A 23775-nucleotide genomic window follows, 5' to 3' on the forward strand; every position below is an offset into this window, starting at 1 on the left:
GACGGGGCACGGAGGGCCCCTCGCTCGCCTTCCCCCCGGACGCGCGGAGCAGTCGCGGAAGCCCACGCCGGGCCCGGCGTGGAAGAATCGACAGGGCTCACACGTACCGCTACCGAGCAGGAGACACAGCACGATGCGCATCGGAGTTCTCACCGCAGGCGGCGACTGCCCCGGCCTGAACGCAGTGATCCGGTCGGTCGTGCACCGGGCGCTGACCGGCCACGGCGACGAAGTCATCGGCTTCGAGGACGGGTTCAAGGGTCTCCTCGACGGGCACTACCGCCCCCTCGACCTCGATGCCGTCAGCGGCATCCTCGCCCGTGGCGGCACCATCCTCGGCTCCGCCCGCCTGGAGCGCGACCGGCTCTCCGAAGCCGCCGAGTCCGCGCCGGAGTTGGCGCGGAAGTACGGCATCGACGTCCTCATCCCGATCGGTGGCGAGGGCACCCTGACCGCCGCCCGGATGCTCTCCGACGCCGGCATGCCCGTCGTCGGGGTCCCCAAGACGATCGACAACGACATCTCCTCCACCGACCGCACCTTCGGCTTCGACACCGCCGTGGGCGTCGCGACGGAGGCCATAGACCGTCTGAAGACCACCGCCGAGTCCCACCAGCGCGTGATGGTCGTCGAGGTGATGGGCCGTCACGCCGGATGGATCGCGCTGGAGTCCGGCATGGCCGGCGGCGCCCACGGCATCTGCCTGCCCGAGCGGCCGTTCCAGGTCGACGACCTGGTCAAGATGGTCGAGGAGCGCTTCGCGCGCGGCAAGAAGTTCGCCGTGATCTGCGTCGCCGAGGGCGCGCACCCGGCCGAGGGCTCCATGGAGTACCAGAAGGGCGAGATCGACCAGTACGGCCACGAGCGCTTCCAGGGCATCGGCAACCGGCTCGCGGTCGAGCTGGAGCGACGCCTCGGCAAGGAGGCGCGGCCCGTCATCCTCGGACACGTCCAGCGCGGCGGCACGCCCACGGCGTACGACCGGGTGCTCGCCACCCGCTTCGGCTGGCACGCGGTGGAGGCGGCGCACCGCGGCGAGTTCGGGCGGATGACGGCGCTGCGGGGCACGGACATCCAGATGGTACCCCTGGCCGAGGCCGTGACGCGGCTGAAGACGGTGCCGGGGAACCGGATGTCGGAGGCGGAGTCGGTCTTCTGACCACGAGCCGGTACGACCCCCCGGCCCCGGCGCGGAGCGGCCCCGATCGTCTCCCCCGTGGAGGGTCGGGGCCGTCCGTCTTCGTCGCGGACGGTCCGGGCCGTCCCCGGCTCGCGGACGATCGGGACCGTCCGTCCCCGGCTCGGCAATTCCAGCCCCGTGACCGGAATTGCCGATTTCCACTCTTGAGTTGAACACCACAATCAACAAGGCTTACGCCTGTCCCGGACATGTCCCAACTCCGTTCCGGGCGTGTCCGACGGCCGGTTTCGCGGGAGGGGCGGGGGAAGTCGCATGACCGAGGGGGACGCCGGAGGGCGCAGCGCGCCCGACCCGAGGGAGGCCACCGACCCGGCCGCCTTCGTCGCCCGGCTCCAGGCCCTCAAGGACTGGTCGGGACTGACCTACCGCGAGCTGTCCGTCCGCGCGGAGGCGCGGGGAGACGTCCTGCCCCGCTCGACGGTCGCGAACATGCTGGCCCGCACGACCGTCCCCCGCGAGGAGCTGCTCACCACCTTCGTCCTCGCCTGCGGGGTGGACCCGGCTGAGCTGGGGAGCTGGCAGGAGGTCCGCGAGGAGCTGGCGGTACGAGGTGTACGGGAGGTCTCCGCACCCGGCCCCGGTCCCGGGCTCGGTGCGACGGGCCCCGCCGGGCAGGACGCGGCCGTTGAGGCGAGGACCGAGGCGGAGGCCGGCACCGAGCCCGGGACCGGGGCCGGGGCCGGGTGCGAGACGGACGACGGAACGGACGCCGGGGCCGGCACCGCGTGGCCCGGGTCTCCCGACCCCGGCCCGGATCAGCCGCCCCCCGCGCCCAGGTGGCGGATAGGGCGGACGCTCGTCGCGCTCGTGGCCGTCGCCGGACTCGTCCTCGCCGCCGTCAGCGTCGTCCTCGCCGTCGTCCGGGACGGCAGCGGGACGGCACCGCCCCGGCTGACGGCCCCGGCGGCCGGCGACGTACACATACGGGTGATCGGCTCGGACCTCTGCCTCAACGAGCGGCGGGGCGACAGGAGCGGCCAGGTCTACCAGGTGGAGTGCGCGGACGCGGTCGTCCCCCGCTACTCCCTCAAAAGCCTCGGCGGCGGCCGCTGGCAGATCCTCTCCGACCACCCGGACTACGGCCCCGGCTGCTCGGGCATCCCGTCCGGCGGCCGCGCCCCGGACGCCCCCCTGCAGGACTCGGAGTGCGGCGACCCGAGCCGCGTCGAGCGGTTCGCCCTGGAGCCCTTCGGCACCCCGGTCGAGGGCTACCGCATCGTCCCCGTGGGCTCGCAGATCGACGGCCTCTGCCTGACCGTCCTCGGCGACCCCGCGGCGGCCTGGTCCCGCCTGGCCCAGTCGCCCTGCCGGGCGGACTCCGCGGCCCAGCTCTTCAGCTTCGACCGCCGCACCGGCGGGGACACCTCCTGAGCGGGCGCTCGACGCCCGGCTCGGGCCAGGGACCCGCGCGCCGGTGAGGAGCACGACGCGCCCTGCCGGGGAGAGCGGCGCGTCACATGCCCGTCGCGGCCCAGAAGTGCTCCACGATGTCGTCCAGGTACTCCCGCCCGGCCGCGCCGCTGTCGCCCGAGGCGCCCCAGCTGCTCGTCGCCGCCATCTTGGCGTGGTAGTCGGTGTGCAGCCGCTGCAGCGCGGACTCCAGGACCCGCTTGGGCAGCGGCAGCATCTTGACCGCCGGCCGGACATACGCCTGCCAGCGGGTCGTCGCCGCGTCCCGCAGCAGCGCCGCGAGGTCGTCGTCCCGGCCGGTCGCCGTCAGCAGGGCACGGGGCCCGAGGGCGAGAACCTCGGCGAGCGCCGCGGTCTGCCTCTCGTTGCCGCGCCAGCGGCCGGACTCCTCCATCCGGAGATACGTCTGGGTGTCCATGCCGACCCGCCGCGCCAGGTCGTCGGGCGCGAGCCCGCGGGTCATCCGGTGCTCGCGCAGCGTGGTGGCGGCGGCGAGGAGCTCGCCGGGGGCGCACCACAGGACGCCGGCCAGCGCGGTGAGCTCGTTCGAGGTCGGGGCGAGCCGGCCGCGCTCCCAGGCGACGACGGTGTCGGGGGTGATGGCGAGTCCGTACTGCGCGCGCAGGCCGTAGGCGACATGGCCGGGGGCCATGCCGAGGCCCTCGCGGAGCCGTCGGGCGGCGGGAGCGTTGAACGGGGGAGAAGGAGGGGAGGGCTGCACGTCGCCACCGTAGAAGCGGTCCGTGACCTTTGGCTACGGTGCGTTCACCCAACGACGGATGTCGTAGAAACGTGCGAACCGAAGGGTAACGTCGCGGATCCCGACAGATCGGGCATCTGGCGCGCACGGGCGTGACGCTTCCACAACCGGATCTTGGACGGGTGGGCGACCGGCGTCAAGACCGCGTGCGCGGGGGCCCGGTGCGCGGCGAGCGCTCAGTGTCCGTGGCGCGTGGTGGTGATCCAGCGGTACTGGAGCTCCGGCCGGCCGATCTGCCCGTACTGAGGGGCCCGCGCGGCCCGTCCGTCCGTGACCAGATGTTCGAGGTAGCGGCGGGCGGTGATCCGGGAGATCCCGACGGCGGTCGCCGCCTCGGCGGCGGTCAGCCCGCCGGGGGCCTCGCGGAGGGTACGGGTGACGGCCTCGAGCGTCGGCGCGCTCAGGCCCTTGGGGAGCGCGGCGGGCTGCGGGGTGCGCAGCGTGGCCAGTGCCCGGTCGACCTCGTCCTGGCCGGACGCCTCCCCGGCGGTGGCGCGGAACTCGGCGTAACGGGTGAGCCGGTCCCGCAGGGTCGCGAAGGTGAACGGTTTCAGCACGTACTGGACGACTCCGAGCGACACGCCCTCGCGGACGATCGCGAGGTCGCGGGCGGAGGTCACGGCGATGACGTCGGCGGAGTGCCCCGCGGCGCGCAGTGAGCGCAGGAGGTGCAGGCCGTGGCCGTCGGGGAGGTAGAGGTCGAGCAGGATGAGGTCGACGGGGGTCCGGTCCAGGGCCCGCACGGCGGCGGCCCGCGAGTGCGCGACGCCGGTGACGACGAAGCCCGGCACCCGCCCGGCGTAGAGGGCGTGCGCGTCGGCGGCGACCGGGTCGTCCTCGACGACCAGCACGCGGATGGACGAGCCGGGCCGGTTCACGCCGTCACCGCCGCGGTCACACGGGCCGGCCGGGGGGCCAGCGGCAGCCGTACGGTGAACTCGGCGCCGCCCTCCGGGGAGCGGCCCAGGGTCACCGTGCCGGACGCGCGGGCGGCGGCCTGGCGGACCAGGGCGAGGCCGAGGCCCCGGCCGGCGCCGTTGGTGGACCAGCCGCGTTCGAAGACCGCATCCCGGTCGCCGTCGGCGACCCCCGGCCCGGTGTCCCCGACCCGGATCAGCAACTCGCCGTCCCGCGCGAGGGCGGTGACGGTCACATGGGGCCGCGCCCCGACCGACCCGGCCGCCGGCGGGTCCTGGGGGAGCGGGCTCCGGGGCGCCGCCGCTTCCTCGGTTGCCGGTTCCTCGGGCGCCGCGTCCCCCGGGAGCCCGCCCGTGGCCGTGCTCGCCGCCTCGACCGCGTTGTCGATCAGGTTGCCGAGGATCGTCACCAGGTCCCGGGACGGGACCCCCGGCGGCAGCAGCCCGTCGTCGATGCGGCTGTCGTCGGTCAGGACCAGCTCCACACCCCGCTCGTTGGCCTGCGCCGCCTTGCCGAGGAGCAGCGCCGCGAGGACCGGCTCGGCGACCGCGTCGACGACCCGGTCGGTGAGCGCCTGGGCCAGCTCCAGCTCGGCGGTGGCGAAGCCGACCGCCTCTTCCACGCGGCCGAGCTCGATCAGCGAGACCACCGTGTGCAGCCGGTTCGCCGCCTCGTGGGCCTGCGAGCGCAGCGCCTGGGTGAAGCCCCGTTCCGAGGTCAACTCGCCGGACAGCGCCTGGAGTTCCGTACGGTCCCGGAGCGTGACGACCGTGCCGCGCCGCTCGCCGCCCACCACCGGCCGGGTGTTGACGACGAGCACCCGCTCGGCCGTCAGATGCAGTTCGTCCACCCGCGGCTCCGAGGCGAGCAGTGCGCTGGTCAGGGAGAGCGGCAGCCCGAGATCCGCCGCCGAGGTGCCCACCACGTCCGCGTCGAGGCCGAGGAGCTCCCGCGCCCCGTCGTTGATCAGGGCGATCCTGCGCTGCCCGTCCAGCATCACGAGCCCCTCGCTCACCGCGTGCAGCGCGGCCTCGTGGTAGTCGTGCATCCGGCTCAGCTCGGCGGCGTTCATCCCGTGCGTGTGCCGCCGCAGCCGGGCGTTGATGACGTACGTACCCGCGCCGCCGAGCGCCAGGGCCGCGCCCGCCATCCCCAGCAGGGCCGTGACCTGCTCCCGTATCTGCTCACTGATCTTCTCGATGGTGATGCCCGCGCTGACCAGCGCGACGACCCGGCCCTGGTCGCGCACCGGGGCGATCGTGCGGACGGAGGGCCCGAGGACTCCCATGTGGGTCTCGGAGAAGGTCCGTCCCCGCACGGCCTCCTCGATGTGGCCGAGGTAGGTGCGTCCGATCTGGTCCGGCTCCGGATGCGTCCACCGCTTCCCGTCCGGGGCCATGATCACCACGAACGCGACCCCCGTGCGGTGCCGCACCGACTCGGCGTACGGCTGGAGCGAGGCCGTCGGGTCCGCCGAGCGCACCGCCGCGACCACCGCGGGGGACTCGGCGACGGCCACGGCGGTCGCCGTGGCCTGCCGGCGCGCGGTCTCCTCGGCCTGGGCGCGGTCGCTGACGTACGCGAAGACGGCGCATCCCGCCACGATCGCCGCCACCAGCACGACCTGCATCGCGAAGAGCTGGCCGGCGAGGCTGCGGGGCCGGGGGAGGGGAATGCGCATGTCCGTAAGTGTGCCTGGCCCGATGTGAGGCCGGAATCGCGTTTCCGAATCGTTCTCCGATTCGGCCCCTCGCTTTCCGGCGTTCTCCGGTCCGCGAGGAATCGCGTGAACGAAAGGAACGTAAGGGTGACCCCGGTCACAGGCTGATGGATAGTCGCGGGGATCCACCGGGACGTGGATTAACCCATCAGCACGAGGAGGACCCCGTGGCCGCACGACGGGACCGTACCCATTACCTGTACATCGCAGTCATCGCAGCCGTGGTTCTCGGCATCGCGGTCGGCTTTCTCGCGCCCGGCGTCGCCGTCGAGCTGAAGCCGCTGGGAACCGGCTTCGTGAACCTCATCAAGATGATGATCTCGCCGATCATCTTCTGCACGATCGTTCTCGGTGTCGGATCGGTCAGGAAGGCGGCCAAGGTCGGTGCCGTCGGCGGCCTCGCGCTCGGGTACTTCCTCGTCATGTCGACCGTTGCCCTCGCGATCGGCCTGGTCGTCGGCAACATCCTGGAGCCGGGCTCCAGCCTCCACCTGACCAAGGAGGTGGCCGAGGCCGGCTCGCAGCAGGCGGAAGGCGCGAGCGAGTCCACGGTGGACTTCCTGCTCGGCGTCATCCCCAAGACGCTGGTCTCCGCCTTCACCGAGGGCGAGGTCCTCCAGACCCTGCTCGTCGCCCTCCTCGCCGGCTTCGCGCTCCAGGCCATGGGGAAGGCCGGGGAGCCGGTGCTGCGCGGGATCGGGCACATCCAGCGGCTGGTCTTCCGCATCCTCGCGATGATCATGTGGGTGGCCCCGGTCGGCGCGTTCGGCGCCATCGCGGCCGTCGTCGGCGCCACCGGCGTCGACGCACTCAAGTCGCTCGCCGTCATCATGATCGGCTTCTACGTGACGTGCGCGCTGTTCGTCTTCGTGGTGCTCGGCGCGCTCCTGCGGCTGGTCGCCGGGGTGAACATCATGGCCCTCCTGAAGTACCTGGGCCGCGAGTTCCTGCTGATCCTCTCCACGTCCTCGTCCGAGTCGGCGCTGCCGCGGCTGATCGCGAAGATGGAGCACCTCGGCGTGAGCAAGCCGGTCGTCGGCATCACCGTGCCGACCGGCTACTCCTTCAACCTCGACGGCACCGCGATCTACCTGACGATGGCCTCGCTCTTCGTCGCCGAGGCGATGGGCAACCCGCTGTCGGTCGGCGAGCAGATCTCGCTCCTCGTCTTCATGGTCATCGCCTCCAAGGGCGCGGCCGGTGTGACCGGCGCCGGCCTCGCGACCCTCGCGGGCGGACTGCAGTCGCACCGCCCCGAGCTGGTGGACGGTGTCGGTCTGATCGTCGGCATCGACCGCTTCATGAGCGAGGCCCGCGCGCTGACCAACTTCGCGGGCAACGCCGTCGCGACCGTCCTGGTCGGCACCTGGACCAAGGAGATCGACAAGGCGCGGGTCTCCGAGGTCCTGGCCGGCCGCGTCCCCTTCGACGAGACGACCCTGGTCGACGACCACGCCCACGCGCCGTCCGACGTGCCGGACCAGCGCGCCGAGGAGGGCGAGGAGAAGGCCCGGGCGGGCGTCTGAGCCGACCGCGGAAGGGGCACGCCCCGCCGGGCGTCCGGGCGTCCGAGCCGGCGCCCGACCCAGACCACCCCGGTTCCCGGGCCTTGAGCCGGATCCGGGCCCCGGGGGGACGGAGACGACCCCGGCCTTCCGGCCGGGGTCGTCACTCGTCCACGGCGCGACCGCCGCGGCCGGGACCGCCGCGGTCGTCAGGACCACGGCCGCCGGGACCGCCGTGATCCCCGTACGCGCCCGCCCCTCAGCCGAAGGGGATGCGGACGACCGACTGGTTGCCGACGCCCAGGGTGCTCGGCCCGTTCCCGATCGCGTTCCACACCTCGATCCGGACCCGGCCGTTCACCAGGTTCCCGTGGCTGCCGGTCGCCGACTTCAGGCCCTTCGCCTGCGTGTAGTGCTCGTAGCCGGGCACCGGATCGGTCGCGAAGTACTGGTACGTCTCCGTACGCTCCCAGCTCCCGTCGCCCGTACGGTCGTAACTCACCCGTACCTGCTGCCCGTTGGCGACCACCGACCCCGCGTCCACGAAGAGGTCGAACTGCGTCGAGCCGCCGTTGTAGCTCCGTGTGATCGGTCCCGAGGTGAAGACCTGCGGGCTGGCCGGGGTCCCGTCGTGGTTGGCGCCGCCGGCCGAGGCCAGGGTGACGGCCGAACCGGTCGACTGGGCGTCCCCCGCGCCTCCGCCCGTCCGCAGATGGAGCTGGGAGGAGCCCGACGGGGGCGGGGTCGTCGGCGGCGGGGTGGTGGTCGAGCCGCCGCCCCGGGTCCACACCGCCACGTAGTCGACCAGCATGGGCCGCCCCGGAACGGTCGCCGCCGTCGGCGTCTTCCCCGCCAGCGCGTCCGGGAAGGCCCCGCCCATCGCCACGTTCAGCAGGATGAAGTAGCCGGCGTGGCTGGTCATGTCGGCCCACGCCTGGGCGCCCACCCGGGTCTCGTTCACACTGTGGAAGAGCTGGTCGTCGACGTACCAGCGCAGCTCGTTGGGGGAGACCGAGCGGTCCCACTCGAAGCGGTAGGTGTGGAAGGCCGACTGGCAGCTCGCCCCGGGGCAGGTGCGGCTCGCGCCGATGCCGGTCGTCTCGCCGCACGGCCCGCCCGGGTTCACCCCGCAGTGCAGCACGCCCCAGACGGAGTTGACGCCGTTGACGTTCTCCATGATGTCGAACTCGCCGATGGCGGGCCAGTTCCAGTAGTTGCCCCGGTAGGGCGCGCCGAGCGCCCAGAACGCCGGCCAGTAGCCGAGCGCCGCGTCCCCGGTCACGTTCGGCATCTGGATCCGGCCCTCGATGCGCAGGGTTCCGCCCGCCGGAGCCTTGAAGTCGGCCCGCTTGGTCTCGATCCGGGCCGAGGTCCAGTTCCCGGCGCCGTCCTTGAGCGGGGTGATCCGGAGGTTCCCGGTTCCGTCCAGGCGGAGGTTGTCGGGGCTCGACGTGTAGTTCTGGATCTCTCCCGTTCCCCAGTTGGCGGGCCCGCCGGGGTAGCCGTGACCGGTGTCGATCTGCCACTCGGCCGTGTTCGGGAGGGACCGGTCGGGGCCGTTGAAGTCGTCGCTCCACTGGAGCGACCAGCCCGGTGCCGGCGGGACGGCGCCACTGGCGGCGCCGGCGCCGCCGAGACCCAGCAGGGCGCCCGCCGCGAGCGCGGCGGCGAGGAGTGAGGCGAGCAGGGGGGTACGTCGGACGCGGCTCAAGAAGAACACCTCCGGGGCGATGGTGCGCGGGGTGTGCGGGGGGTTGAGAGCGCTCTCAGGAAGCTTTTGTAGTTGGAGACACCGGCCCCGTCAATGGGTCCGGTGTCTTCGGTCACCGAACGCTCAGCGCCGCCGACTCCTCCTCGTGGAGGACGAGTTCGGCGGCCGCCGCCGAGTCCCGTACGGTCTCCGGCCGGCTCGCCCCAGGGATCGGGAGCACCGTCGGCGACCGCGTGAGCAGCCACGCGAGCGCCACCCGCTGGGGGCTCACCCCGCGCGCCCGCGCCACCCGGTGGAACGCCCCGAACCGCGGATCCTCCGCATGGGCCGACGCTCCGTCGAGCGAGCTGCGCGAGATCCCGCCCAGCGGGCTCCACGGCAGGAAGGCGAGCCCCAGCTCCGCGCAGAGCCGCAGCTCCGCCTCGCTCGTGCGGTCTGCGGGGGAGTACCGGTTCTGCACGGAGACGAGCCGGTCGCCCAGGATCTCCCGGGCGAGCCGGATCCTCTCCGCGTCCACATTGGAGATCCCGGCCAGCCTGACCGTTCCCGCGTCGAGCAACTCCCGTACGGCTCCGAGTGATTCGGCGTACGGCACGGCCGGGTCGGGCTTGTGCAGCTGGTACAGGCCGATCGCCTCGACGCCGAGTCGGCGGCGCGAGGCCTCGGCCGCCCGCCGCAGGTGCTCAGGGCGGCCGTCGACCGTCCAGCCGCCGTCGGCCGTCCGCCCCCGGCCGCCCTTCGTCGCCACCAGCACGTCGTCCGTACTCCCTCCGTACGCCCGCAGGGCCCGCGCCACCAGCAGCTCGCCCTCGCCCGGAGCGCCGTCCGGCGGATGGTAGGAGTCGGCCGTGTCGATCAGTGTCACGCCCGCGTCCAGCGCCGCGTGGACGGTCGCCAGGGCGCGCCTCGCGTCGGGGCGGCCCTCGATGGACAGCGGCATCGCGCCGAGCCCGATCGCGCCGACCCGTACGTCCCCGAGCGTGCGGTACCGCATCAGCGCGCCCCCACCGTCTCGGAGACGGCCTGAGCGAGCCAGTCCGAGGAGTGGCCGAACTCGAAACCGAGCGCCGTCGCACGGGCGTTGTCCATACCGTACGAGCGGGTGAAGGAGAACGGCGAGACCTGGCCGACCTCCACCTCCTGGAACACCGTCCGCCCGCCCACCCGCCTCTCGATCTCCGCGCATATCTCGGCCGTCGTGAGAAGTCCGTGGGAATGCGCGTTCACCGGCCCGGTGAATTCCGCCTCCACCGCCCACGCCAGGAATGCGGCGATCTCCTCGACATACACATAGGTGGCCGGATGGTTCACCACCGGTACGGCGATCGGCTCACCGGCCCGGATGCGGCGCGCGTAATGGTCGACCCGCCCGGTGAAGTCGTCGTCACCGCCCAGCACATGGGCCACCCGCACGCTCACGAACGGAAACGGGGGATCGACCGCGAACACCGCCTCGGCCTGCCGCTTCCCCTCGCCGTAGTGCCCGTCGAGGAACTCCGGGTCGTCCCAGGGAAGGCCCGTGTCGACGGCGACCGTACGGGGATCGACGGCCTCCTCCCGTACGGGCACGGCGGAGTCCTCGTACTCGTACACCTCCACCGTCGACGTCATCACATACCGCCGGGCGCGCGCCCCGAATACCCGGCGGGCGATCTCCGCCTGGCGCGGCGTATAACAGACCTGGTCCACGACGGCGTCGAAAGCGCGGTCGCCCAGGGACTTTTCCAGGGCGGTCTCGTCGTTGCGGTCGGCGACGAGATGAGCCGCTCCTTCCGGAGGCGCGGAGGAACCGCGGTTGAGAACCGTCACCGCGTGACCGGATTCCAACAGACGGGCCGTCAGCCGCTTTCCGAAATAGCGACTTCCACCGATGATCAGAATGTCCATACGACAAGTGTTACGTTGTGCTGTCGCCAGATGAAGGGGGAACCATGGGAGTCGAGGCCGCCGCACCGAAAGAACCACGGCATCCGCGCCCCGCCGCCAACGAAACGTCGGCGGCCGCCTTCGACGGCGTCGACCGGCAGATCCTGGAGCTGGTCCAGCGCGACGGACGCATCAAGCTCAGCGAGCTCGGCCGCCGGGTGCGGCTCAGCCCCGCGGCCGTCACCGAGCGGGTGCGCCGCCTGGAGGCGTGCGGGGCGATCACCGGTTACGGCGCTCATGTCTCACCCGCCCGGCTCGGGTACGGCATCCAGGCCTTCATCCGGGTCGACCCGCACGGCGGCTACACCCTGAAGCACCCGCGGACCCTGGAGCTGACCGCCCGGCCCGAGATCCTGGAGGTCCACCACGTGGTGGGCGAGGACTGCTGGATCCTCAAGGTCGCCGTCACCGACACGATCCACCTCGAAGACGTCCTGGAGCAGACCTCCGCGCTGGGCCGGACGACCACGTCGATCGTCCTGTCGTCCCCGGTGGAGCGCAAACCACTGCTGCCGCCCGCTTGAGCGGCCGCCCGGCGGAGGGTGCGCGGGGTCATGCGCGCAGGGTGATCCGGAGGCGGCGGGTGGCCACGTTGACGGCGGTGACCTCGAAGGTCAGCTCGTCCCCCGGCAGGGGCGCACGGCCGTCGAGGTCGTCGCGGTCGACGAGCGCCTCGACGCCGTCGGCGACGAGGACGAGGACCCCGGACGGGATCCGCCTGGTCACCCGACCGGTCCTGACCCCTCCGAAGCCGCCGCGCGCGAAGGCCCGCAGCGGGTCGGGCTCCAGGCTCTTGCGGGAGAGGAAGATCCTCTCCCGGCTCATGTCGACGCCCAGGACCTCGAAGGGGAGTTCCTGACCCTCGCTGATCACGTCACCCGGTGTGTCGTACACGCCCCAGGCCACCTCCGGGATGTTCATCATCCCCTCCACGCCGCCCAGTTCGACGAAGGTGACATGGAAGCTCGCGATGTGCGAGACGACACCGGTGACGACATCGCCCCGCTCCAGGCCGTTCAGGAACGCCTCGCGCTCCTCGCCCTTCAGCGTCAGCGTCTCGCGCGCGTCCCCGAACGCCGCCTCGCTCAGCAGCGAACGCCAGCGGGTGAAGAGCCGCAGAAGAGGGCCGCCCCACTCCGCCCGGAAGCCGGGGTTCTGCACGGCCAGATCCAGCTCGTTCGCGGCTGTCAGCTCCGCGAAGTCCGCTCGCCGCCGCCGGTCGGGGGTGGACGTCTCCCCGGCGAACCGGTCCCGGAAGACCCCGTCCTCCTGAGCCATCCCCGCGTACGAGCCCTTCCGGTCGCAGCTCGCGTAGAAATGGACCAGCTCCTCGGCCCGCGTCCCGATCGCCTCCACGAGGACATCGCGCCGGTCCAGCGGCAGCAGGCCCTCCGGAAAGCCGTCCGTGCCGTAGAAGGCGTGGCACAGGCCGGCGAGCCGGAGCTCGTCCCGCGCGCCCCAGCCGGCCAGCCGGGCCTCCACCCGTTCCAGGTGGGCGAGCAGGGTGCCGCCCGGATGCTCCAGCCGGTCCGCCCCCCGAGCGATGAGCAGCTTCCGCGCCGCGGTGAACGCCGTGTCTCTCCCCATGGTCCCCATGGCACACAAAAATACCCCGACTAGAATTGAGTCGGGGTAATGCATCGCGTATATTCATGGGTTCCGCGCATTCGCAAAACGACATCGCGGAGTAGTTCAGTAAACGCACTGTATCGCGCCAGGAGTCGAATTGTCAACCGAGCAATTTCGGAAAGAGCAGCAATTCATCACGGAGCTCTACGCGCGACTCGACGACCTGCGGGACCAGGCCGAGGCCGCCGTCGACCAGGCGCTGCGCACCCCCGGCGTCGGCAGCAGCCAGGGCCGTCTGGAGCGGGACGTGCTGGTCGCCGAGCAGTCCGGGCTGCTCGCCGCCTTCAACGCGGGAGAGACCGGGCTCTGCTTCGGACGGCTCGTCTTCCGGGACGGGCGCGACCACCACATCGGCCGGATCGGAATCCGGAGGGACGATCCGAACCGCACCCCGCTCGTCGTCGACTGGCGCGCCGAAGTCGCCCGCCCCTTCTATCTCGCCACCGGCTACGAACCCATGGGGCTCAGCCGCCGCCGGCACATCACCACCCGCGGCCGCGAGGTGACCGCCCTCCACGACGAGGTGCTGGACCTCGCCGACTCCACCCGTACCGGGCACGAGAACCGGGACGCCGACGAGGTGCTGCTCGCCGCGCTCGACGCCGCCCGCACCGGCCGCATGCACGACATCGTGCAGACCATCCAGGCCGAGCAGGACCGCATCATCCGCTCCCCGCACCGCGGCGTCCTCGTCGTCGAGGGCGGGCCCGGCACCGGCAAGACCGCCGTCGCCCTGCACCGGGCCGCGTACCTCCTCTACGCGCACCGCGAGCAGCTCGCCAAGCGCGCCGTCCTCATCGTCGGGCCCAACCCGGCCTTCCTCGGCTACATCGGCAACGTCCTGCCCTCCCTCGGCGAGACCGGCGTCCTCCTCGCCACCCCCGGCGAACTCTTCCCCGGCGTCCGCGCCACCGGCACCGACACCCCGCGCGCCGCCGCGGTCAAGGGCGCCGCCGCCATGGCCGAGGCCCTCGCCCTGGCCGTACGCGACCGCCAGCAGGTCCCCGAGCGCGGGGAGCCCCTCGTCGTGCCGCACGACGACGGCGACCTGGTCATCGACTGGGACATGGCGCTCGAAGCCCGCCACAAGGCCCGCGAGACCTTCCTGCCGCACAACCTCGCCCGGCCCTACTTCGTCTTCCACCTCCTCGACGCGCTGGCCGAACAGCTCGCCGACCGCATCGGCGCCGACCCCTACGGCGGGCCGAACTTCCTCGGGCCCGACGACCTCGCCCTGCTCGCCAAGGGCGTCGCCGCCAACCCCGACGTGCACGCCGCCATCGACACGCTCTGGCCGCCGCTCACCCCGCAGGAGTTCCTCGCCGACTACCTCGCCGAGCCCACCCACCTCCCCGAGGCGGACGCCCACGCCATCCGGCGCGACGGAGGGGAGTGGACCCCCGCCGACGTGCCGCTGCTCGACGAGGCCGCCGAACTCCTCGGCGAGGACGACTCGGCCGCCCGCGCGGCCGAGGAGGCCGAGCGCCAGAAGCAGATCCAGTACGCCCAGGGCGTCCTCGACGTCTCCTACGCCTCCCGGACCTATGAGTTCGAGGACAAGGAGGAGCAGGACAAGGACGCCTCCGAGGTCCTCTCCGCGCACGACATCATCGACGCCGAGCGGTTCGCCGAACGCCATGAGGAGGAGGACCACCGCAGCGCCGCCGAGCGCGCCGCCGCCGACCGCACCTGGGCCTTCGGCCACATCATCGTCGACGAGGCGCAGGAGCTGTCCGCGATGGCCTGGCGGCTGCTGATGCGGCGCAGTCCGACCCGCTCCATGACCCTGGTCGGCGACCCGGCCCAGACGGGGGACGCGGCCGGCGTCGGCTCGTGGGAGAAGATCCTCGCGCCGTACGTGGAGGACCGCTGGGAGCTCGTACGCCTCGGGGTCAACTACCGCACACCGGCCGAGATCATGGCGGTCGCCGCCGAGGTCCGGCGCGCGGCCGACCCCGGCTTCGAACCGCCGCGCTCGGTCCGCTCCACGGGCGTCGAGCCCTGGGAGCGGACCGCGCAGGACCCGGTGAAGGAGGCCGCCGACGCCGTGGCCGCCGAGCGCCGGGCCGAGGGACGCCTCGCGGTGATCGCCCCGCCGGCCCTGCACCCGGCGCTCACCGCCGCGCTGCCCGACGCATCCCACGGCCCGGCGCCCGACCTGACCCGGCCGGTGGTCCTGCTCGACCCCCGGCAGGCCAAGGGCCTGGAGTTCGACACGGTCCTCGTCGTCGACCCGGACGCCATCCGGGCCGGCGCCCCGCACGGCGTCAATGACCTGTACGTGGCGCTGACCCGGGCCACTCAGCGGCTCGGCGTCATCTCACGCCGGGCGTAGCCAGACCGTCGCCAGCGGCGGCAGCGTCATCCGCACGCTCGCCGGACGGCCGTGGGACGGCACCGTCTCGGTCTTGACCGGGTCGGTGCCCACCACGTCGCTGCCGCCGTACCGCGCCGCGTCCGTGTTGAGGACCTCCGTCCAGGCCGCCACCGACTCCGGGACCCCGAGCCGGTAGTCGTGGCGTACGACCGGGGAGAAGTTGCAGACCGCGAGGAGCGGCGAGCCGTCCTTGCCGTAGCGGAGGAAGGCGAAGACGTTGTCCTCGGCGGCGTCCCCGACCACCCACTGGAAGCCCTCCGGGACGGTGTCGCGCTCCCAGAGCGCCGGAGTGCGGCCGTACACCGTGTTCAGGTCGCGCACGAGGTCCCGCACACCCCGGTGGTCCGGCTCCGCGTCGTACGCCGGGTCGAGCAGCCACCAGTCCGGGCCGTGGTCCGCCGACCACTCCGCGCCCTGCGCGAACTCCTGGCCCATGAACAGGAGTTGCTTGCCGGGGTGGGCCCACATGAAGCCAAGGTAGGCGCGGTGGTTGGCGCGCTGCTGCCACCAGTCGCCCGGCATCTTCGAGACCAGCGCCTGCTTGCCGTGCACGACCTCGTCGTGCGAGATCGGCAGGATGTAGTTCTCGCTGTACGCGTACACCATCGAGAAGGTCATCTCGTTGTGGTGGTACTTGCGGTGCACCGGCTCCTTGGACACATAGCCCAGCGAGTCGTGCATCCAGCCCATGTTCCACTTCATGCCGAAGCCCAGACCGCCGAAGCCGCCAGGTCCGACCTGGTCCGTGGCGCGGGTGACGCCGTCCCAGGCCGTCGACTCCTCGGCGAAGGTGATGATCCCCGGGCAGCGCCGGTACACCGTCGCGTTCATCTCCTGGAGGAAGGCGACGGCGTCGAGGTTCTCCCGGCCGCCGAACTCGTTCGGGACCCAGTCGCCGCCCTCGCGCGAGTAGTCGAGGTAGAGCATCGAGGCGACCGCGTCCACCCGCAGGCCGTCGATGTGGAACTCCTCGCACCAGTACACCGCGTTGGCGACCAGGAAGTTCCGCACCTCCTTGCGGCCGTAGTCGAACTCCAGCGTCCCCCAGTCCGGGTGCGCCGACTTGCGCGGGTCCTCGTGCTCGTAGAGCGGGCGTCCGTCGAACTCCGCGAGCGCCCAGTCGTCCCGGGGGAAGTGCGCCGGGACCCAGTCCATGAGGACGCCGATCCCGGCCTTGTGCAGCGCGTCGATCAGATACTTGAAGTCGTCGGGCGTGCCCATCCGGGAGGTGGGGGCGTAGAAGCCGGTGACCTGGTAGCCCCACGAGCCGCCGAAGGGATGCTCGGTGACGGGCATCAGCTCGACGTGGGTGAAGCCGAGGTCGCGGACGTACGCGGGCAGCTGCTCGGCCAGTTGGCGGTAGGTCAGCCCCGGGCGCCACGAGCCCAGATGGACTTCGTAGACCGAGAACGGCGACTCGTGGTGCGGCCGGGCGCCCCGGCTCGCCATCCACTCCGCGTCGCCCCAGGTGTGGTGCGACTCCGTGACGATCGACGCGGTGTTCGGCGGGCACTCGGTACGGCGGGCCATCGGGTCGGCGCGCAGGGTGTGGGAGCCGTCGGGGCGGGCGATGTCGAACTTGTAGACCGCGCCCTCGCCGATGCCGGGCACGAACAGCTCCCAGACACCGGTCGCGCCGAGCGAGCGCATGGGCAGCGCGGTGCCGTCCCAGTAGGTGAAGTCGCCGGTGACGCGCACCCCGCGGGCGTTCGGGGCCCAGACCGTGAAGCGGGTGCCGGCCACGCCCTGGTGGGTCATCGGCCGGGCGCCGAGCGCCTTCCACAGCTCCTCGTGGCGGCCCTCGCCGATCAGATGCAGATCGAGCTCGCCGAGGGAGGGCAGGAAGCGGTACGGGTCCTGCACGGCGAGCTCGTCGCCGTCGTAGCGCACCCGCAGTTCGTAGTCGGGCACCTTGCGCAGCAGCGGCAGCAGCCCGGAGAAGAGGCCGTCGCCGTCGTCGTGCAGCGTGGTCCGCTTCCCCTTGGCGATGACCGTGACCTCGCGGGCGTACGGACGCAGGACCCGGATCGCGACGCCGCCGCGCACCGGGTGGGCGCCGAGCAGCGCGTGCGGATCGTGGTGCTCCCCGGCGAGCAGCCGCGCCCTGTCGTCCGCGCCGAGCGGCGGGGCCTTGCGCACGCCTGCCGCGCGGCCCCCTCCGGCCTCCCCGCGGGGCGCCGGCGTCTTGGCCGCGGCCGTCGTCGTCGCCTTCGTCACGGTCTTCGCCGAGGGCACTTCGTCGGTCGTGGTGCGGGCCGTCTTGCGTGCGGATCGGGCGGTCACGGGGTGGCCTCCTGTACGAGGGGGACGGGCAGGGAAGGGAGCAGGGGTGGGCGCGCGGCGAACCCGGTGGTTCCCACGCAACCGCAACGTGCGGCGAGCCGCACAGGACACTCGGCCGAACGGGGCCCAAGCGGGCGCGCCACGCGGAGGCACCGCCTCCGCTTCGCGGGCCGGGCCGTCATTCCGCTCCCGCGAGGCGGTGGATCGCCGCCATCGGGACCGGGAGCCAGTCGGGTCGGTGGCGGGCTTCGTAGACGACTTCGTAGACCGCCTTGTCCGTCTCGTAGGCGCGCAGGAGCGCGGGGTCCGAGCGGGGGTCGGCGCCGGAGGCCTCGGCGTAGCCCGCGCAGTAGGCGGCGCGGCAGCGGGCCGCCCACTCGGCGTTCCACGGGCGGTGGGTGCGGGCCGCGTAGTCGAAGGAGCGGAGCATGCCCGCGACGTCGCGGACCGCCGGTTGCGGCCGGCACCGCTCGTCGAGCGGCTTCGCGGGCTCCCCCTCGAAGTCGATCACCGCCCAGCCGCCGTCCGCAGCCCGCAGCGTCTGCCCCAGGTGCAGATCGCCGTGGACGCGCTGGAGCAGTCCGGCGCCGACCGTCTCGCCCGCCGCCGCGAAGACGGCCCGCAGCCCCGGGACGTACGGCAGCAGCCCCGGCACCGCCTGCGCCGCCGCGTGCAGACGCTGCTCCATCGCCTCGGCCAGATGCGCGGCCCGGGTGCGGTGCAGCCGCTCGGTGGGCAGCGCGTTCGCCAGGGCGAGGTGCACCTCCGCCGTGGCCCGGCCGAGCGCGTGGGCCTCGGTGGTGAACTCCCGCCCCTCGGTGAGCGCGTCGAGCGCGAGCCGCCAGCCGTCCCGCGAGTCCCGCAGGAACGGCTGGAGCACACCGAGGGTGCTGGCGCCCGACTCGAACCAGGCGACCGGCGCGGGCACCCGGGCACACCCCGCCCGGGCCAGGGCGAGCGGCAGCTCCAGATCCGGGTTGGCGCCGGGGCTGACCCGGCGGAAGATCTTGAGGATGTACGTATCGCCAAAGACGAGCGAGGAGTTGGACTGCTCGGCGTCCAGCACCCTCGGTGCGAGGGAGGCGGGAAGTTCGGCGGTCCGATGGAACCGGAGCGGCCCGATCCGGCCCGGTGTGCGCAGGCGTTCGTAGAGCAGTCCGGCGAGCCGCGGGTCGCGCAGCCCTTCGTAGACGGCGCGGCCCGCCAGGGGGCCCTGCCGGATCCGCCCGATCAGGGCGGGGCCGAGGCGCGGCGGCAGCTGTGATCTGACGCCGAGCAGCAGTTGATAACAGTCCGCGGGTGTTCCGGCCGGGCGGCCCGGCTGTTCGACCCGTACCAGCAGATGCAGCAGCCCGGGTCCCGTGCCGTCCAGCGGCAGCAGCTCGGTGGCCGCTTCCAGCGTGAATCCGGTGACCCGCCTCCCCTTGCCCGCGAACCAGCGCTGCCGAGGCAGCCATTCATGGAGCAGGGGAGCGAGTGACGGGAGGAGGGCGGCCGGGGCCCGGGTGGTGGATGCGGTCTCCGGCATGGCATCGCGTCCTTTCCCCGGGGGGCGCAGAATCGAGTACAAATGCGCAGAGTGTCCCGGATGGCGGCTTCGGCTGTCCGGATGTGCGGGACGTGTCGGGAGGGAAGATCCGTATGGGCCCGACAAGAAGGCCCGTATGGACCTGATTCCCCCCAGGACGGGCTGAAGGGGTTGTGGGTCACAGTGCCCAGGGTGGCGCGGGAGAAACCCGCCCCACCCGGGGCACTTGTCCGGCGGCCCGTCAGTCGCGGGTGGTAAGCGCCTTCTTCAGACGGAACCAGTAGAAGCCGTGACCGGCCAGGGTCAGCAGATACGGCCACTGACCGATCGCCGGGAACCGCACCTGACCGATCAGCTCCACCGGGCTCATGCCGGCGAACTGGCGCAGATCCAGCTCCGTGGGCTGGGCGAACCGCGAGAAGTTGTTCACGCAGAGGACGAGATCGGCGTCCATCCCCTCCTCCGGCGCCGACTCCCGGAGGAAGGCGAGCACGGCCGGGTTGGACGAGGGCAGCTCCGTGTACGAGCCGAGGCCGAAGGCCCGGTTCTGCTTACGGATCTCGATCATCCGCTTCGTCCAGTGGAGCAGCGAGGACGGCGACGCCATGCCCGCCTCGACATTCGTGACCTGGTAGCCGTAGACCGGGTCCATGATGGCCGGCAGGGTCAGCCGGCCCGGATCGCAGGACGAGAAACCGGCGTTCCGGTCGGGCGTCCACTGCATCGGGGTGCGCACCCCGTCCCGGTCGCCCAGCCAGATGTTGTCGCCCATCCCGATCTCGTCGCCGTAGTACAGCACCGGCGAACCCGGCAGCGAGAACAGCAGGGCCGTGAACAGCTCCATCTGGTTGCGGTCGTTGTCGAGCAGCGGGGCGAGCCGCCGGCGGATGCCGATGTTGGCCCGCATCCGCGGGTCCTTGGCGTACTCCGCGTACATGTAGTCGCGTTCCTCGTCCGTCACCATCTCGAGCGTCAGCTCGTCGTGGTTGCGCAGGAAGATGCCCCACTGGCAGCGGGACGGGATCGCCGGCGTCTTGGCGAGGATCTCCGAGACGGGGGTGCGCGACTCGCGCCGTACCGCCATGAAGATCCGCGGCATCACCGGGAAGTGGAACGCCATGTGGCACTCGTCGCCGCCCGAGCTGAAGTCGCCGAAGTAGTCCACGACGTCCTCGGGCCACTGGTTCGCCTCGGCGAGCAGCACCGTGTCCGGGTAGTGGTCGTCGATCTCCTTGCGGACCCGCTTGAGGAAGGCGTGGGTCGCCGGAAGGTTCTCGCAGTTGGTGCCCTCCTGCTGGTACAGGTACGGCACCGCGTCGAGCCGGAAGCCGTCGATGCCCAGGTCCAGCCAGAACTTCAGCGCGGAGAGGATCTCCTCCTGCACCGCCGGGTTCTCGTAGTTGAGATCCGGCTGGTGGGAGAAGAAGCGGTGCCAGTAGTACTGCTTCCGGATCGGGTCGAAGGTCCAGTTGGAGGTCTCGGTGTCGACGAAGATGATCCGGGCGTCCTGGAACTGCTTGTCGTCGTCGGCCCAGACGTAGTAGTCGCCGTACGGTCCGTCCGGATCGGTGCGCGACTCCTGGAACCACGGGTGCTGGTCGCTCGTGTGGTTCATGACGAAGTCGATGATCACGCGCATGCCGCGCTGGTGCGCCGCGTCGACGAACTCCACGAAGTCGGCGAGGTCGCCGAACTCCGGCAGCACGGAGGTGTAGTCGGCGACGTCGTACCCGCCGTCCCTCAGCGGCGACTTGAAGAACGGAGGCAGCCACAGGCAGTCGACGCCGAGCCACTGCAGATAGTCCAGCCTGGCGGTGATGCCCTTGAGGTCGCCTACGCCGTCGCCATTGCTGTCCTGGAAGGACCTGACGAGCACTTCGTAGAAGACGGCCCTTTTGAACCAGTCCGGGTCACGGTCCTTGGCGGGCGTGTCCTCGAAGGTGTCGGGGACGGGTTCGTTGACAGTCATGAGGTGGGTGACCCTCCGATCGGCGGGGACGGTCGCAGAGCGAGGACGTGCGCGGGCCTGACGCCCGGCTCGAGGCGCACATAGTTGGCTCTGCCCCAGTGATAGGTCTCGCCGGTGAGCTCGTCGCGCACCGGTACGGTCTCGTGCCAGTCGAGGCCGAGCTCCGGCATGTTCAACGAGACCGTGGCCTCCTGGGTGTGGTGCGGGTCGAGGTTGGCGACCACCAGAACGGTGTTCGAACCCGACCGCTTGCTGTACGCGATCACCGCGTCGTTGTCGGTGGAGTGGAAGCGCAGGTTCCGCAGTCGGCGCAGGGCCGGGTGCCGGCGCCTGAGCCGGTTCAGCGTGGTGATGAGCGGGGCGATCGTCGCCCCCGAACGCTCCGCCGACTCCCAGTCCCGGGGCCGCAGTTGGTACTTCTCCGAGTCGAGGTACTCCTCGCTGCCGGCCCGCAGCGCGGTGCCCTCGCACAGCTCGTAACCGGCGTACATGCCCCAGGACGGCGCCAGGGTCGCCGCGAGCACGGCCCGCACCTCGAAGGCCGGCCGGCCCCCGGTCTGGAGGTAGGCGTGCAGGATGTCCGGCGTGTTCACGAAGAAGTTCGGCCGCATGTACGCGGCCGCGTCGCCCGACAGCTCGGTGAGGTACTCCGTCAGCTCCTGCTTGGTGTTCCGCCAGGTGAAGTACGTGTACGACTGCTGGAAGCCGATCGCGCCGAGGGTGTGCATCATCGCGGGCCGGGTGAACGCCTCCGCCAGGAAGATCACGTCCGGGTCCTTGCGGTTGATCTCGCCGATCACCCGCTCCCAGAACACCACCGGCTTGGTGTGCGGGTTGTCGACGCGGAAGATCCGTACCCCGTGGCTCATCCAGTGGCGCAGGATCCGCACGGTCTCGGCGACGATCCCCTTCATGTCCTTGTCGAAGGCGATCGGATAGATGTCCTGGTACTTCTTCGGCGGGTTCTCGGCGTAGGCGATCGAGCCGTCGGGCCGGTGGTGGAACCACTCCGGGTGCTTCTCCACCCAGGGGTGGTCGGGGGAGCACTGCAGGGCGAAGTCCAGCGCGATCTCCAGCCGCAGCTCACGGGCGCGGGCCACGAAGGCGTCGAAGTCCTCGATCGTGCCCAGGTCCGGGTGGACGGCGTCGTGACCGCCCTCGGGCGAGCCGATCGCCCACGGCACACCGACGTCCTCCGGGCTCGCGGCCAGCGCGTTGTTGGGGCCCTTGCGGTGCGTGGTGCCGATGGGGTGGATCGGCGGCAGGTAGACCACGTCGAAGCCCATCGCCGCGATGGCCGGCAGCCGCTCGGCCGCGGTGCGGAACGTCCCGGGAAGGGTCCTGCCCCGGACCTTCCTCACCCCCTCCGAGCGCGGGAAGAACTCGTACCAGGAACCGAACAGCGCCCGCTCGCGCTCCACGTGGAGCGGCAACGGCGGCGAGGCGCTGACCATTTCACGCAACGGGTGGCGGTCCAGGGTCTCGGTCACCCGCGGGGCGAGCGCCGCCGCGAGCCGGGCCGCCGCCGGGCGGGACTCGTCGCGCAGCGCGTCCGCGGCCGCGAGGACCGCCTCCCGGCCCCCGCCCTTCTTCGGAACTCCCTTCGCGGCGCGCTCGTGCAGCTCCGCACCCTCGGCGAGCACGAGCTCCGAATCGATCCCGGCCGGAATCTTGATCCTGGCATGGTGGCGCCAGGTGGCCAGGGGATCGCTCCAGGCCTCGACCGTGTAGGTCCACAGGCCCTCGGCGTCCGGGGTGACCTCGGCGCCCCAGCGGTCGGTGCCGGGCGCCAGTTCGCGCATCGGGGTCCAGGGCCCTGGGCGCCCGGACGGGCCGCGCAGCACGACATTGGCGGCGACCGCGTCGTGGCCTTCGCGGAAAACGGTGGCCGTCACCTCGAAGGTCTCACCGGCCACCGCCTTCGCCGGGCGGCGGCCGCAGTCGACCAACGGGCGGACGTCGAGTACGGGAATTCGTCCCATGAGCGGATTCACAGCATCACCTGAGGGTTTAAGGGGGTGCGGGTGGTGGTGCGCTCTTTGTAGCTCCGTCGACGGCTGGCGGGTTGCGGGCATGGCCGCTCCTGTCCGCGTTCACTCGGATGGCGGGTCTACGAGGGTGTACCGGAGGAGCCTTCCCCCCGTTTTCGGGTGGGCAATCCGGCGCTTTGTTAACTACTCGGACGTAGCCGTGCGAACAAGCCCCACGGTAGCCACGAGAACCGGCCCCGTCCTCATGGACGGGGCCGGTAGGGGGACAGGGGCGTCAGGGCCTTTCGTTTGGATCATGCCGGGTCCGAAACGAAAGGCCCTAGCTGTATTGCCCTGTGAGGTTGGGGACGCGGCTGGCGGGCGGTTTGCCTGCGAGTGCGGTGTGTCCGCGGTGGTGATTGTAGGAGTGCAGCCAGCCCGGGAACGCGTCACGTCGTTCCTGCTCTGAGTGGTAGGGGCGGGCGTAGGCCCATTCGTCGAGGAGGGTGCGGTTGAGGCGTTCGACCTTGCCGTTGGTCTGGGGCCGGTAGGGCCGGGTTCGCTTGTGGGTGATCCCTGCCGCGGCCAGCGCGTCGCGCCAGGTGTGGGACTTGTAGCAGGCACCGTTGTCGGTCAGGACGCGTTCGACGGTAATCCCGACGCTGGTGAAGTAGGTGTGTGCGCGGGTCCAGAAGGCGGTTGCGGTCTCCTTCTTCTCGTCCGCGAGGATCTCGCTGTAGGCCAGGCGGGAGTGGTCGTCGACGGCGGTGTGCAGGTAGCTGTAGCCGGCGTTCTTGCGCGTCTTGCGGCCGGCCTGCCGGCCGAGGGCCTTGTGCCCGCCGCCGTCGGGGATGTTGCCGAGTTTCTT

At 71.9% G+C, this 23775-nt stretch carries 17 protein-coding genes; 5 read left to right on the top strand and 12 right to left on the bottom strand.

From position 1 onward, the window contains the following. The first annotated feature begins 133 nt into the window (after nt 1-133). Both ACIRB4_RS05570 and ACIRB4_RS05575 read left to right on the top strand, forming a co-directional pair. Nucleotides 134-1159 carry an ATP-dependent 6-phosphofructokinase gene (locus ACIRB4_RS05570; RefSeq protein WP_403288605.1) on the top strand — a complete coding sequence of 342 codons (1026 nt, stop codon included), beginning with the start codon at nt 134-136 and terminating at the stop codon, nt 1157-1159. A gap of 294 nt (nt 1160-1453) precedes the next feature. Beyond that, a complete protein-coding gene (locus ACIRB4_RS05575) occupies nt 1454-2572 on the top strand; it encodes a helix-turn-helix domain-containing protein (RefSeq protein WP_403288606.1) in 1119 nt (372 codons plus the stop codon). An 82-nt stretch (nt 2573-2654) separates the two neighbouring features. Here the strand turns inward: ACIRB4_RS05575 and ACIRB4_RS05580 are convergent, their stop codons facing one another. The 3 genes from ACIRB4_RS05580 to ACIRB4_RS05590 all read right to left on the bottom strand — a co-directional run bounded on the left by ACIRB4_RS05580 (nt 2655) and on the right by ACIRB4_RS05590 (nt 5970). Next, complete coding sequence (locus tag ACIRB4_RS05580; RefSeq protein WP_403288681.1) at nt 2655-3263, bottom strand: helix-turn-helix domain-containing protein; 609 nt, start codon at nt 3261-3263, stop codon at nt 2655-2657. A 284-nt stretch (nt 3264-3547) separates the two neighbouring features. Then, on the bottom strand, nt 3548-4249 hold the full coding sequence (locus tag ACIRB4_RS05585; RefSeq protein WP_403288608.1) for a response regulator: 702 nt from the start codon (nt 4247-4249) through the stop codon (nt 3548-3550). After that, nucleotides 4246-5970 carry an ATP-binding protein gene (locus ACIRB4_RS05590; RefSeq protein ID WP_403288609.1) on the bottom strand — a complete coding sequence of 575 codons (1725 nt, stop codon included), beginning with the start codon at nt 5968-5970 and terminating at the stop codon, nt 4246-4248. The genes ACIRB4_RS05585 and ACIRB4_RS05590 overlap by 4 nt, the downstream gene beginning before the upstream one ends. 146 nt (nt 5971-6116) lie before the next feature. Between ACIRB4_RS05590 and ACIRB4_RS05595 the strand changes: the two genes are divergently transcribed. Further along, nucleotides 6117-7535, top strand: coding sequence for a cation:dicarboxylate symporter family transporter (locus tag ACIRB4_RS05595; protein WP_403288610.1), 1419 nt, complete (start codon nt 6117-6119; stop codon nt 7533-7535). A gap of 238 nt (nt 7536-7773) precedes the next feature. Here the strand turns inward: ACIRB4_RS05595 and ACIRB4_RS05600 are convergent, their stop codons facing one another. The 3 genes from ACIRB4_RS05600 to ACIRB4_RS05610 form a co-directional block, all read right to left on the bottom strand. Further along, nucleotides 7774-9225, bottom strand: coding sequence for a glycoside hydrolase family 16 protein (locus tag ACIRB4_RS05600; RefSeq protein ID WP_403288611.1), 1452 nt, complete (start codon nt 9223-9225; stop codon nt 7774-7776). A 112-nt stretch (nt 9226-9337) separates the two neighbouring features. Then, nucleotides 9338-10219 carry an aldo/keto reductase gene (locus tag ACIRB4_RS05605; RefSeq protein WP_403288613.1) on the bottom strand — a complete coding sequence of 294 codons (882 nt, stop codon included), beginning with the start codon at nt 10217-10219 and terminating at the stop codon, nt 9338-9340. Beyond that, nucleotides 10219-11112 (bottom strand): NAD-dependent epimerase/dehydratase family protein, encoded by an 894-nt coding sequence (locus tag ACIRB4_RS05610; protein ID WP_403288614.1) that lies wholly within the window; start codon nt 11110-11112, stop codon nt 10219-10221. Before ACIRB4_RS05610 ends, ACIRB4_RS05605 begins: the two co-directional genes overlap by 1 nt. Before the next feature lie 44 nt (nt 11113-11156). Here ACIRB4_RS05610 and ACIRB4_RS05615 point away from each other — a divergent pair, with 44 nt between their 5' ends. Then, on the top strand, nt 11157-11675 hold the full coding sequence (locus ACIRB4_RS05615) for an Lrp/AsnC family transcriptional regulator (protein ID WP_403288615.1): 519 nt from the start codon (nt 11157-11159) through the stop codon (nt 11673-11675). Nucleotides 11676-11703: 28 nt separating this feature from the next. On the opposite strand, the gene ACIRB4_RS05620 is transcribed toward ACIRB4_RS05615, so the two are convergent. Continuing rightward, complete coding sequence (locus ACIRB4_RS05620) at nt 11704-12738, bottom strand: DUF6817 domain-containing protein (protein WP_403288616.1); 1035 nt, start codon at nt 12736-12738, stop codon at nt 11704-11706. A gap of 139 nt (nt 12739-12877) precedes the next feature. Between ACIRB4_RS05620 and ACIRB4_RS05625 the strand changes: the two genes are divergently transcribed. After that, nucleotides 12878-15115, top strand: a complete 2238-nt coding sequence (locus tag ACIRB4_RS05625; protein ID WP_403288618.1) for a HelD family protein — start codon at nt 12878-12880, stop codon at nt 15113-15115. Here the strand turns inward: ACIRB4_RS05625 and glgB are convergent. The 5 genes from glgB to ACIRB4_RS05650 all read right to left on the bottom strand — a co-directional run. After that, entirely contained in the window at nt 15101-17440 is a 2340-nt protein-coding gene (gene glgB, locus ACIRB4_RS05630; RefSeq protein WP_403288619.1) for a 1,4-alpha-glucan branching enzyme, read from the bottom strand. The two genes, ACIRB4_RS05625 and glgB, sit on opposite strands and share 15 nt — an antisense overlap. Nucleotides 17441-17618: 178 nt before the next feature. Continuing rightward, nucleotides 17619-18968, bottom strand: coding sequence for a maltokinase (locus ACIRB4_RS05635; RefSeq protein ID WP_403288620.1), 1350 nt, complete (start codon nt 18966-18968; stop codon nt 17619-17621). A gap of 241 nt (nt 18969-19209) precedes the next feature. Continuing rightward, the gene (gene treS / locus ACIRB4_RS05640; protein WP_403288621.1) at nt 19210-20937 is read right to left on the bottom strand and encodes a maltose alpha-D-glucosyltransferase; all 1728 of its coding nucleotides are present in this window, start codon (nt 20935-20937) and stop codon (nt 19210-19212) included. Next, nucleotides 20934-22919, bottom strand: coding sequence for an alpha-1,4-glucan--maltose-1-phosphate maltosyltransferase (locus ACIRB4_RS05645; RefSeq protein ID WP_403288622.1), 1986 nt, complete (start codon nt 22917-22919; stop codon nt 20934-20936). The genes treS and ACIRB4_RS05645 overlap by 4 nt, the downstream gene beginning before the upstream one ends. Before the next feature lie 328 nt (nt 22920-23247). Further along, nucleotides 23248-23775, bottom strand: a 528-nt coding sequence (locus ACIRB4_RS05650) for an integrase core domain-containing protein (RefSeq protein ID WP_403288623.1), incomplete at its 5' end; no start/stop codon positions are given.

It is taken from the genome of Streptomyces sp. NPDC093600 (assembly GCF_044764755.1).
Lineage (GTDB): Bacteria > Actinomycetota > Actinomycetes > Streptomycetales > Streptomycetaceae > Streptomyces.